Origin of the sequence: Kitasatospora sp. NPDC057198, from assembly GCF_042670125.1 — a bacterium.
Lineage (GTDB): Bacteria > Actinomycetota > Actinomycetes > Streptomycetales > Streptomycetaceae > Kitasatospora.
The window spans coordinates 1-10,343 of record NZ_JBHUWH010000286.1 but is presented as its reverse complement, the minus strand read 5'-3'; the positions used below and the strand labels follow the sequence as shown (position 1 = coordinate 10,343).

13 protein-coding genes are annotated in these 10,343 nt (G+C 72.3%); 10 read left to right on the top strand and 3 right to left on the bottom strand.

Features of this window, described 5'->3' with window-relative positions; translation table 11 throughout:
• The first annotated feature begins 41 nt into the window (after positions 1-41).
• From ACFUEL_RS26810 to ACFUEL_RS26790, 5 genes are all read left to right on the top strand, one after another.
• Positions 42-155, top strand: coding sequence for a putative leader peptide (locus tag ACFUEL_RS26810; RefSeq protein WP_318552237.1), 114 nt, complete (start codon positions 42-44; stop codon positions 153-155).
• 121 nt (positions 156-276) lie between these two features.
• Entirely contained in the window at positions 277-555 is a 279-nt protein-coding gene (locus ACFUEL_RS26805; RefSeq protein ID WP_380239327.1) for a MoaD/ThiS family protein, read from the top strand.
• On the top strand, positions 555-1,523 hold the full coding sequence (locus ACFUEL_RS26800) for a PLP-dependent cysteine synthase family protein (protein ID WP_380239326.1): 969 nt from the start codon (positions 555-557) through the stop codon (positions 1,521-1,523). The genes ACFUEL_RS26805 and ACFUEL_RS26800 overlap by 1 nt, the downstream gene beginning before the upstream one ends.
• An 89-nt stretch (positions 1,524-1,612) precedes the next feature.
• On the top strand, positions 1,613-1,930 hold the full coding sequence (locus ACFUEL_RS26795) for a MarR family transcriptional regulator (RefSeq protein ID WP_380239325.1): 318 nt from the start codon (positions 1,613-1,615) through the stop codon (positions 1,928-1,930).
• A gap of 201 nt (positions 1,931-2,131) precedes the next feature.
• A complete protein-coding gene (locus tag ACFUEL_RS26790; protein ID WP_380239324.1) occupies positions 2,132-2,884 on the top strand; it encodes an MBL fold metallo-hydrolase in 753 nt (250 codons plus the stop codon).
• Here ACFUEL_RS26790 and ACFUEL_RS26785 read toward each other — a convergent pair.
• Positions 2,872-3,789, bottom strand: coding sequence for a branched-chain amino acid transaminase (locus ACFUEL_RS26785; RefSeq protein WP_380239323.1), 918 nt, complete (start codon positions 3,787-3,789; stop codon positions 2,872-2,874). The two genes, ACFUEL_RS26790 and ACFUEL_RS26785, sit on opposite strands and share 13 nt — an antisense overlap.
• Positions 3,790-3,930: 141 nt before the next feature.
• Between ACFUEL_RS26785 and ACFUEL_RS26780 the strand changes: the two genes are divergently transcribed.
• Positions 3,931-4,878, top strand: a complete 948-nt coding sequence (locus ACFUEL_RS26780; protein ID WP_380239322.1) for a LuxR C-terminal-related transcriptional regulator — start codon at positions 3,931-3,933, stop codon at positions 4,876-4,878.
• Between the two features lie 21 nt (positions 4,879-4,899).
• Here ACFUEL_RS26780 and ACFUEL_RS26775 read toward each other — a convergent pair whose 3' ends face one another.
• Both ACFUEL_RS26775 and ACFUEL_RS26770 read right to left on the bottom strand, forming a co-directional pair.
• The gene (locus ACFUEL_RS26775) at positions 4,900-6,153 is read right to left on the bottom strand and encodes a PTS transporter subunit EIIC (RefSeq protein WP_380239321.1); all 1,254 of its coding nucleotides are present in this window, start codon (positions 6,151-6,153) and stop codon (positions 4,900-4,902) included.
• Between the two features lie 253 nt (positions 6,154-6,406).
• Positions 6,407-7,696 (bottom strand): PTS transporter subunit EIIC, encoded by a 1,290-nt coding sequence (locus ACFUEL_RS26770; protein ID WP_380239320.1) that lies wholly within the window; start codon positions 7,694-7,696, stop codon positions 6,407-6,409.
• 372 nt (positions 7,697-8,068) lie between these two features.
• Between ACFUEL_RS26770 and ACFUEL_RS26765 the strand changes: the two genes are divergently transcribed.
• From ACFUEL_RS26765 to rdgB, 4 genes are all read left to right on the top strand, one after another.
• Positions 8,069-8,302 (top strand): glucose PTS transporter subunit EIIB, encoded by a 234-nt coding sequence (locus ACFUEL_RS26765; RefSeq protein WP_014135942.1) that lies wholly within the window; start codon positions 8,069-8,071, stop codon positions 8,300-8,302.
• A 126-nt stretch (positions 8,303-8,428) separates the two neighbouring features.
• Positions 8,429-9,154, top strand: coding sequence for a ribonuclease PH (rph, locus tag ACFUEL_RS26760; RefSeq protein WP_380239319.1), 726 nt, complete (start codon positions 8,429-8,431; stop codon positions 9,152-9,154).
• 122 nt (positions 9,155-9,276) lie between these two features.
• Positions 9,277-9,672, top strand: coding sequence for a hypothetical protein (locus ACFUEL_RS26755; protein WP_380239318.1), 396 nt, complete (start codon positions 9,277-9,279; stop codon positions 9,670-9,672).
• A 28-nt stretch (positions 9,673-9,700) separates the two neighbouring features.
• On the top strand, positions 9,701-10,306 hold the full coding sequence (gene rdgB / locus ACFUEL_RS26750) for an RdgB/HAM1 family non-canonical purine NTP pyrophosphatase (protein WP_380239317.1): 606 nt from the start codon (positions 9,701-9,703) through the stop codon (positions 10,304-10,306).
• Positions 10,307-10,343: the final 37 nt, after the last annotated feature.

Below are 10,343 nucleotides of genomic sequence, written 5' to 3'. Positions count from 1 at the left end.
AAGCATGTCAAAGCGGGGGCGGGAATCTATACGATGAGTCCATGCGTTCCGTCGATGTGAGCAATCAGGCCCCAGGCACCCGCCTCGTGGCGCGCCTGCACGTCGACCTGTGCCGGCTCGCCAGCGCGATCTGTCCCGGCACCGCCGCGCACTGACCGGCGGCACCGACCGGCAAGCCCAGACAGCACCGCCAGCACCGCCCCGACGCCCGGGGCCTCCCCCCTGCCGCGCCCCGTCCGGCCCGGCACCCGAACCCCACTCCACAGGAGCGCAGCCATGGCCATCGAGGTCCGCATCCCGACCATCCTCCGTACCTACACCGACGGCGCCAAGGCCGTCGACGGCAGCGGCGCCGACCTCGGGGAGCTCTTCACCGACCTCGACTCCCGCCACCCCGGCATCGCCGCCCGGCTGCTGGACGGCGGCGAGCTGCGCCGCTTCGTCAACGTCTACCTGAACGACGAGGACGTCCGCTTCCTGGACGGCATCTCCACCGCCCTCACCGACGGCGACAGCGTCACCATCCTCCCGGCCGTGGCCGGCGGTATGAAGTAATGCGCTACGACAGCCCGATCGAGGCCATCGGCAACACGCCCCTGGTGCGGCTGCCGAGGCTCTCGGCCGGCATTCCCGGGAACGAGGACGGCCGGGTCACGCTCTGGGCCAAGCTGGAGGACCGCAACCCGACCGGCTCGATCAAGGACCGCCCGGCGCTGCGCATGATCGAGCGCGCCGAGGCGGAGGGCCGGCTCACCCCCGGCTGCACCGTCCTGGAGCCCACCAGCGGCAACACCGGCATCTCGCTCGCCATGGCGGCCAAGCTCAAGGGCTACCGGATGGTCTGCGTGATGCCGGAGAACACCAGCGAGGAGCGCCGCGAGCTGCTCCGGATGTGGGGCGCGGAGATCATCTCCTCGCCCGCCGCCGGCGGCTCCAACACCGCGGTGCGGATCGCCAAGGAGATCGCCGCCGAGCACCCCGACTGGGTGATGCTCTACCAGTACGGCAACCCGGACAACGCCGGCGCGCACTACGCCACCACCGGCCCGGAGATCCTCGCCGACCTGCCCACCATCACCCACTTCGTGGCGGGCCTGGGCACCACCGGCACCCTGATGGGCATCGGCCGGTACCTGCGCGAGAAGGTCCCGGGCGTGCAGATCGTCGCCGCCGAGCCCCGCTACGACGACCTGGTCTACGGCCTGCGCAACCTGGACGAGGGCTTCGTCCCCGAGCTGTACGACGCCGAGGTGCTCACCACCCGCTTCTCGGTCGGCTCGGCCGACGCCGTCACCCGCACCCGCGAACTCCTCCAGCAGGAGGGCATCTTCGCGGGCGTCTCCACCGGCGCGGTCGCGCACGCCGCGATCGGCGTGGCCCGCAAGGCCGCCAGGGCCGGCGAGCGGGCGGACGTGGTGTTCGTGGTCGCCGACGGCGGCTGGAAGTACCTCTCCACCGGCATCTACACCGCCGAGACCACCGAGGCGGCGGTCGAGGCGCTGCAGGGCCAGCTCTGGGCCTGAGCGAACGGCGGGATCCACGGCGCGGCACCCCTTCCGGGGGCCGCGCCGTCCGCTTGTCCGATCATCGATCCGCTGTGACATCACGGCATTTGTCCGTTCCGGACGACCGGTTCGTCACGGAACCGCCACCGCGCGCCGGTCGCGCCCCGGCCGGGGCCGGCCGCCCCGCCAGGCTGGCGGCGCACCACTGGTACGCCGTCGTCCTGGAGGTGGGCGCGATGCCCGGCCGAGAGCTCTGGTCCTACGTCGAGATCGGCCTGCACATCAACGTGCAGACCGAGACCGTGCGCAACTACAAGCGGCACGGACTGCTGCCCGCCCCCGACCTGGTCGACCCGGCCGGCCACCCCCGCTGGTACCCGGAGACCATCCGGGCCTGGGCGCTGGCCCGTCCCGGCCGCCGCTAGGCCCGCCCGGCACGCCGTTCGAACGCCCCCGCCCCGTCCTGGTGATTCCGCCCACAGCCCGGCACGGGAGAGGGGGCAAAGTGCCGCCCGGCCCTTACCCTCGACAGTCAAAGAACCGACGGAGTCGAAGAACCCCGCCCCGCTCCACCGGCGGCGCGGACGGCCGCGGACGATGGCCCGACGGGGCGGGAAGGGCTCGGCATGAAACTGACCGTGGTGGGGTGCTCGGGGAGCTTCCCGTCCGTGGACTCCCCGTGCTCCAGCTACCTGGTGGAGCACGACGGCTACCGCCTGGTCGTCGACCTCGGCAACGGCGCGCTCGGCGCGCTGCAGAAGTACGCCGGCCTGTACGACGTGGACGCCGTCCTGCTCAGCCACCTGCACGCCGACCACTGCGTCGACCTGTGCGCGTACTGGGTGGCCCGCAACTACCGGGTCGAGGGCTGCCCCGAGCCGCTGCCGGTGTACGGCCCGGCCGGGACGGCCGAGCGGCTGGCCCGCGCCTACGACATGCCGGAGAAGCCCGGGATGACCGAGGTGTTCGACTTCCGCGACCTCGGCGGCGGCGCCCGGCTGGGGCTCGGCCCGTTCACCGTCACCGCCGTCCGGGTCAACCACCTGGACTGCGAGGCGTACGGCTTCCGGATCGAGGCCGGCGGCCGCAGCCTGGTCTACTCCGGGGACACCGGCGTCTGCCCCGACCTGGTCGAACTCGCCCGCGGCACCGACCTGTTCCTGTGCGAGGCGGCCTACACGGACGGCAAGGAGACCTTCGACTCCATCCACCTCAACGGCACCCAGGCCGGCGAGCACGCGGCCGCGGCCGGCGCCGCCCGCCTGGTGCTCACCCACATCCCGCCGTGGACCGACGCCGAGCGCAACCGCCGGGACGCCGCCGCGGTCTTCGCCGGACCGGTCGAACTGGCTCGGGCCGGAGCCGTCTACGAGCTCTGAACCGGCGTCAGCCAGTGCCGGTAGCGGGCGTCCGCACCGCTCACCGCGGCCCGGTACGCCTCGCCCAGCCGCTTGGTCAACTCGCCCTCCGAGGAGGGGAGTTCGCGGTTGTCCAGGGAGGCCACCGGCACCACCCCGGCCGCCGTGCCGGAGACGAACACCTCGTCCGCCGCGTACAGGTCCGAGCGCAGCAGGTTCTCCACCCGCACCTCGACGCCCAAGTCCCGGGCCAGCGTCAGCAGGGTGTCCTGGGTGATGCCCTCCAGGGCGCCCGCGCTGCCCGGGGGAGTGCGCAGCACGCCGTCGCGGACCGCGAACACGTTCTCCGAACTGCACTCGCTGACCGTGCCGTCCGGGGCGAGCAGCAGCGCCTCGTCGTAGCCCGCGTCGCTCGCCTCCCGCCGGGCCAGCGCCGAGTTGAGGTACGGGCCGGTGGCCTTCGCCGCCGGGGGGACGGAGTTGGGGTCGGTGCGCCGCCAACTGCTGGTCATCAGCCGCAGCCCGCGCTCCGTCGCCAGGTAGGCCGGCCACTCCCAGGAGGCGATCGACACGCTGGTGGGGGAGTGCCGCATGTCCAGCCCCATCGTGCCGTAGCCCAGGAAGGCCAGGTGCCGCAGGTAGCAGGAGCGGTGGCCGTTGGCCGCCACCAGCTCCACCGTCGCCCGCGCCAACTCATCGCGGCTGTAAGGGAGTTCGATCCGCAGCATGCGGGCGCTGCGCTCCAGCCGGGCCAGGTGCTCGTCCAGCCGGAACACCGCGGGCCCGTCGGCCGTCTCGAACACCCGGGTGCCCTCCAGCACGCCGGTGCCGTAGTGCAGCGCGTGCGTCAGCACGTGGACCCGGGCCTCCTGCCAGGGCACCAGCGCGCCGTCGAACCAGATCACGGAAGACTCGGGAATCGCCATGCCGTCCATCCTCCAGACCCCCGACCGCCCCGCGAAGCCCCCCGGCCGCGCCGGATCAGGCCATGGCCGCGACCGGCGCTCCCGTCTCGCATGCTGGAAAACGCGGTCCGCCCACCGGCTGCGGCCCTAGGCTCCCGAAGGGTGGAGACCAGCACCGCCCTGTACGCCCGGCTGCTCGCCGAACCCGGCCTGCCGCTGGACTCCCTGCGCGACGAACTCGGCTGCGAGGAACGGGAGTTCGATCAGGCACTGGGGGAGCTGCGCGGCCTCGGGCTGCTCCAGCGGACGGCCGCCACGGTCAGCGGGGTGGCCGCCGTCTCGATCGACACCGCCGTGCGCCAGCTGCTGGCCGACTCCGACCGCCGCTTCACCGAGCTGCTCGGCGAGGCCCGCCGCACCCGGGACCGGGTCGAGCGGCTGCACGCCCACTACCTGCCGCTGCGCACCGGCACCGCCCACGAGCTGGTCCGCGGCGCCGACCGGGTCGCCGCGCTGCTGGAGGACGCCGCCCGGGCCGCCCGCACCGAGGCGCTGTCGCTGCGGCCCGGCCAGGACCAGTCCGAGAGCGGCCTGGCCGAGAAGCTCGCCCGCGAGCGGATCGCGCTGGCCCACCGGGTCGCGCTGCGCACCATCTACCCCGCCGCCGCCCTGCACCAGGGCCCGGTGCTGGCCCACGTCCAGGCGCTGACCGAGGCCGGCGCGCACATCCGGGTCGCGCACACCCTGCCGCTGTGGCTGATCGTGGTCGACGCGGGCCTGGCCGTGCTGCCCGCGCCGGGGGAGCCGCCGGGCAGCGCGGCGGTGGTGGTCCGCGACCCGGCGGTGGTCGGCGTCGTCCGCGAACTCTTCGAGCACTTCTGGGCGGCCAGCTGGATCCCGCCGGAGCTGCTCGGCCGCACCACCCCCGACGACCGCCACCGCGAGGTGCTGCGGCTGCTCGCGGCCGGGCTCACCGACCAGGCGATCGGCCGCAAGCTGGAGATCTCCGACCGCACGGTGCGCCGGCTGGTCGCCGACCTGACCGCGGCGCTGGGCGCGCAGTCGCGCTTCCAGGCGGGCGTGCACGCGGCCCGGCTGGGCTGGATCTGAGCCCGGCGCGGGCCTCGCGGGCTACCCGTCCTCGAAGCCGTCGTCGTCCCCGCGGCCGGGCGTCTTCAGGTCGAAGCGCAGGATGACGAACCGGAAGAGCGTGTAGTAGACCGCCGCGAAGCACAGCCCGATCGGGACGATCCGCCAGGGTTCGGTGGCCAGGTTCCAGTTCAGCACGTAGTCGATGGCGCCCGCGGAGAAGGTGAAGCCGTGGTGCACCCCCAGCGCCCAGGTGAGGGCCATGGACAGGCCGGTGAGCACGGCGTGCAGGGCGTACAGGACGGGGGCGATGAACAGGAAGGAGAACTCGATCGGCTCGGTGATGCCGGTGACGAAGGAGGTCAGGGCCAGCGAGAACATCATGCCCAGGACGGCCCGGCGGCGCTCCGGGCGGGCGCAGTGGGCGATGGCGAGGGCGGCGGCGGGCAGGCCGAACATCATGATCGGGAAGAAGCCGGACATGAACTGGCCGGCCGCGAGGTCGTGCTGGAAGAAGCGGGTCTGGTCGCCGTGGAACTCCTGCGCGCCGACGGTGTACGTGCCGGCCTGCTGCCAGAAGAAGGTGTTGGCGAACTGGTGCAGGCCGAACGGCAGCAGGGCCCGGTTGATCAGGCCGAAGATGCCGGAGCCGACCGCGCCCAGGCCGATCGCCCACTCGCTGAAGCGGTCGACGAGGTGGCCGATCGGGCCCCAGCACAGGCCGAACAGGACGCCCAGCGCGGTGCCGACGAAGGCCATCACGATCGGCACCAGCCGCCGCCCGTTGAAGAAGCCCAGCCAGTCGACCAGCCGGGCCCGGTGCAGCCGCTGCCACAGGACGGCCGAGAGCAGCCCGACCACCACGCCGCCGAGCACCCCCGGGTCCTGGTAGGTGGCCTCGACGTCCGGGCCGGGCAGCGCCTGGTACGCGGTCTTCGGGAAGGCGGTGAGCACCTGGTGGTAGGTGAGGAAGCCGACCAGGGCGGCGAGCGCGGTGGAGCCGTCGGACTTCTTGGCGTAGCCGATGGCGATGCCCACGCAGAACAGCAGCGGCATCCAGTCGAAGACGGCGTGGCCGGAGGCGGAGAAGACCCTGGCCACCCTGTCCCAGCCGAGGCCCTGGTCGCCGAAGACGTCCTCCCGTCCGAGCCGCAGCAGGATGCCGGCGGCGGGCAGCACGGCGATCGGCAGCTGGAGGCTGCGGCCGATCTTCTGGAGCGCCGCGAAGATCCGGGAGCGCAGTTCCCGTCCGCCGGGTGCCGCCGCGGGCCGGGAGTTCTGCGCGGTCGTACTCATAGCGGTGGTTCCTCACGGCAGCGCGGTCCTGGTCTAGACCACTTAAGGTCTCGTTCAGCTTTCTAGCACGGGCCGAACGGGCTCCGGAACCCTCTTAAGGTTCGCGGGGGACAAGCGCTGCGGAATCGAAACCTGGGACGGATTGACGCCGGATCAATCGACCGGGGCGCCACTCCTTTTGGACCGTCCGGAAACAAAAGTGCGCCCCGGCGGGAGGGGATCCCGCCGGGGCGCCGCGGCCGCTGAGTCGGACTCAGGCCTTGGTCACGTCCTCGACCTCGTCGTCGTCCTCGCGACCCGGGGTCTTGAGGTCGAACTTGACGATGATGAAGCGGAACAGGACGTAGTAGACCACCGCGAAGCACAGGCCGATCGGGATGATCAGCCACGGTTTCGTGGCCAGGTTCCAGTTGATGACGTAGTCGAGCAGGCCGGCCGAGAAACTGAAGCCGTCGTGGACGCCGAGCCCCCAGGTGATCGCCATCGAGGCGCCGGTGAGCAGGGCGTGGACGGCGTACAGCAGCGGGGCCACGTAGGCGAAGGAGTACTCGATGGGCTCGGTGACGCCGGTGACGAAGGAGGTCAGCGCGACCGAGAGCATCAGGCCGTAGATCTCCTTGCGCCGGTGCGGTTTGGCGGCCGCGGCGATGGCCATCGCCGCGGCGGGCAGCGCGAACATCATGATCGGGAAGAAGCCGGAGGTGAACTGGCCGGCCGTCGGGTCGCCCGCCAGGAAGCGGTTGATGTCACCGTTGACGACCGTGCCGTCCGGCTTGGTGAAGGAGCCGAACTGGAACCAGAGGAAGGTGTTCAGCAACTGGTGCATGCCGATCAGCAGCAGGGCGCGGTTGGCGACGCCGAAGATGCCGGAACCGCCGGCGCCCAGGTCGGCCAGCCACTGGGAGAAGTCGTTCATGCCGGTGCCGATCGGCTTCCAGACCCAGGCCATCAGCGAGCCGAACAGCAGGCCGACCAGGGCGGTGATCATCGGGACCAGGCGGCGGCCGTTGAAGAAGCCCAGCCAGTCGACCAGCCTGACCCGGTGGAAGCGCACCCACAGCCAGGCCGAGAAGAGGCCCATCAGGATGCCGCCCAGGACGCCGGGGTTCTGGTAGACGGTGTTGGCCGCCTTGCCGCCGTTGAAGTCGATGCACTGGTTGCCCTTGAGCACGGTGGGTGCCGGGCAGTCCTCGGGGAACGCCTGCAGGACGGCGTAGTAGACCAGGAAGCCGGCCACCGCGGCGAGGGCCGTCGAGCCGTCGGCCTTCTTGGCCATGCCGATCGCGACGCCGATGCAGAACAGCAGCGGCAGGCCCAGCGAGGAGTTGAGCAGCGCGCCGCCGGCGGCGCCGATGGCGGTGGCGACGTTGTCCCAGCCGAGGCCGTCGGCGCCGAAGATGTCGGGCTGGCCGAGGCGGTTCAGGATGCCCGCCGCGGGCAGGACGGCCACCGGCAGCTGGAGGCTGCGGCCCATCTTCTGCAGGCCGCCGTAGAAGGTGTGCCACCACGTGGACTGGTGCGCCGTGGCGCCTGGTGAACTCATCGTCGGCCCTCCGCTGCCGTTCCCGTCCCCCGCTGGGGGTCCATCCGTGCGTGGGGCCAGGAATACCGGCGGACCGTCCCGCGTTGTCCCGGATACACCTAGGATTGGTGTAGACCATTTCCGGGGCAGTGGCGGTCCGCGGGTTCGAGTGCCCGATGATCGTCATCCTCCGGCGGTCCCGGAGGGGGCCGCGCGCGGAGATAGCCCAAAAGTGAACTAACGTGGCATATCGGTCGGAATCGGGTGATGCTGGTCGCGCCGTCGGAAGACGCGGCAAACTGATCCCGGGTCACCTCCGGCCGGCACCACCGCACACGCAGTACGGCACCCGGCGACCGACCGCCGAAGCGCCGAGACAGAGGGAGAAAGACCATGGCCAGCAAGGCTGAGAAGATCGTCGCCGGTCTCGGCGGAATCGAGAACATCGACGAGGTCGAGGGCTGCATCACCCGGCTGCGCACCGAGGTCCACGACGCCTCCAAGGTCGACGAGGCGGCGCTCAAGGCGGCCGGCGCCCACGGTGTGGTGAAGATGGGCACGGCCATCCAGGTCGTCATCGGCACCGACGCCGACCCGATCGCCGCCGAGATCGAGGACATGATGTGAGCTGAGCCTCCCCGCAGGCCCGCTCCACCCCGCACGGCCCGCCCGCCGGAGACCACCGGCCCCGGGCGGGCCGTCGCGCGTGCGCCCCCGCCGGGGGCCGGGCGGCGACCCGATACGCTCGGGGACATGTCTCGCATCGACGGCCGCACCCCCGACCAGCTCCGCCCCGTCACCATCGAACGGAACTGGAGCAAGCACGCCGAAGGCTCCGTCCTGGTCTCCTACGGCGACACCAAGGTGCTGTGCACCGCCAGCGTCACCGAGGGCGTCCCGCGCTGGCGCAAGGGCAGCGGCGAGGGCTGGGTCACCGCCGAGTACGCCATGCTGCCCCGGGCCACCAACACCCGCGGCGACCGCGAGTCCGTCCGCGGCAAGATCGGCGGCCGCACCCACGAGATCAGCCGGCTGATCGGCCGCTCGCTGCGCGCCGTGGTCGACCACCGCGCGCTCGCCGAGAACACCATCGTGCTGGACTGCGACGTCCTGCAGGCCGACGGCGGCACCCGCACCGCGGCGATCACCGGCGCGTACGTCGCCCTGGTCGACGCGGTCTCCTGGGCGCGCGGGCGCAAGCTGCTGCGTGCCAAGGGCCAGCCGATCACCGGCGGCGTCAGCGCGGTCAGCGTCGGCATCATCGACGGCGTCCCGATGCTCGACCTCCAGTACGAGGAGGACGTCCGGGCCGAGACCGACATGAACATCGTCTGCACCTCCGACGGCCGCTTCGTGGAGGTCCAGGGCACCGCCGAGGGCGCCCCCTTCGACCGCGACCTGCTCAACCAGCTGCTCGACCTCGGCAGCCTGGGCTGCGCCGAGCTGGACGAGGTCCAGCGCAAGGCCCTGGAGCTGTAGGGAACCGCGGTGGGCTGAACGGCCGTCAGGAAGGGTGGGCGGGACCAGGAGTGCTGTACAGGCACGCGGGCCTGGCCTTAACGTTCGGGGTGAGCCCGCACACCCTCCTGGAGGACTCGCCGATGCAGCAGCCGCTGAGCATCAACCGCACCACCGCGCTCGCCGTCGCGGCGCTGGTGCTGATCCTGCCGCTGAGCGTGATCAGCTGCTCCGCCGCGGAGAAGGCGCTCAGCTGCGCCAACACCGCGGTGCAGATCACCTCGCACGTGGCCCAGCTCGGCGAGGCGTTCAACAACGCCGACCAGGACCCGGCCGCCGCCGGGCAGGCGCTGCAGAACCTCAAGGGCGACATGGACAAGCTCGGGCGCAACTCCGGCGACGCCGAGCTGGGCAAGGCGATCGACGACCTGCAGGCCCAGATCGACAACGCGCAGAAGGCCGTGGACGGCCACCAGGTGCCCGACCTCGCTCCGCTGGGCAGCGCCGCGGCCCGGGTCAGCAAGGTGTGCACCGGCTGAGGCCGGGCGAGGCCCTAGGCTGGGCGGCATGACCAAGCGACTCGTTCTCGCCACCCGCAACCAGCACAAGGTCGCCGAGCTGCGCGACATCCTCGGCGCGGCCGGACTGGACGTCGAACTGGTCGGCGCGGACGCCTTCCCCGAGGTGCCGGACGTGCCGGAGACCGGGGTCACCTTCGCCGAGAACGCGCTGCTCAAGGCGCACGCGCTGGCGAGGGCGACCGGGCTGCCGGCCGTCGCCGACGACTCCGGGCTGTGCGTGGACGTGCTGGGCGGGGCGCCCGGGATCTTCTCCGCCCGGTGGGCCGGGCGGCACGGCGACGACAAGGCCAACCTGGACCTGCTGCTGGCCCAGCTCGGCGACATCGCCGCCGAGCACCGGGCCGCCTCGTTCGCCTGCGCCGCCGCGCTCGCGCTGCCGGACGGCACCGAGCGGGTGGTCGAGGGCCGGCTGCACGGCACCCTGCGCACCGAGCCCGCCGGGACGAACGGCTTCGGCTACGACCCCGTCCTGCAGCCGCTCGGCGAGAGCCGCACCTGCGCCGAGCTGAGCGCCGAGGAGAAGAACGCGATCAGCCACCGCGGCCAGGCGTTCCGCGCGCTGGCGCCGGTGGTCGCCGAACTGCTCGGCTGAGGAAGCCGCGCACGCGCGAAGAGGCCCGCCCCGGGAG

Excerpts from the sequence above, each read along its gene's own strand:
- ACFUEL_RS26790 (WP_380239324.1), top strand. The coding sequence starts at position 2,132 with ATGAAACTGACCGTGGTGGGGTGCTCGGGGAGCTTCCCGTCCGTGGAC.
- ACFUEL_RS26755 (WP_380239318.1), top strand. The coding sequence starts at position 9,277 with ATGCAGCAGCCGCTGAGCATCAACCGCACCACCGCGCTCGCCGTCGCG.
- ACFUEL_RS26770 (WP_380239320.1), bottom strand. The coding sequence starts at position 7,696 with ATGAGTTCACCAGGCGCCACGGCGCACCAGTCCACGTGGTGGCACACC.
- ACFUEL_RS26775 (WP_380239321.1), bottom strand. The coding sequence starts at position 6,153 with ATGAGTACGACCGCGCAGAACTCCCGGCCCGCGGCGGCACCCGGCGGA.
- rdgB (WP_380239317.1), top strand. The coding sequence starts at position 9,701 with ATGACCAAGCGACTCGTTCTCGCCACCCGCAACCAGCACAAGGTCGCC.
- ACFUEL_RS26805 (WP_380239327.1), top strand. The coding sequence starts at position 277 with ATGGCCATCGAGGTCCGCATCCCGACCATCCTCCGTACCTACACCGAC.
- ACFUEL_RS26810 (WP_318552237.1), top strand. The coding sequence starts at position 42 with ATGCGTTCCGTCGATGTGAGCAATCAGGCCCCAGGCACCCGCCTCGTG.
- rph (WP_380239319.1), top strand. The coding sequence starts at position 8,429 with ATGTCTCGCATCGACGGCCGCACCCCCGACCAGCTCCGCCCCGTCACC.
- ACFUEL_RS26765 (WP_014135942.1), top strand. The coding sequence starts at position 8,069 with ATGGCCAGCAAGGCTGAGAAGATCGTCGCCGGTCTCGGCGGAATCGAG.
- ACFUEL_RS26785 (WP_380239323.1), bottom strand. The coding sequence starts at position 3,789 with ATGGCGATTCCCGAGTCTTCCGTGATCTGGTTCGACGGCGCGCTGGTG.
- ACFUEL_RS26800 (WP_380239326.1), top strand. The coding sequence starts at position 555 with ATGCGCTACGACAGCCCGATCGAGGCCATCGGCAACACGCCCCTGGTG.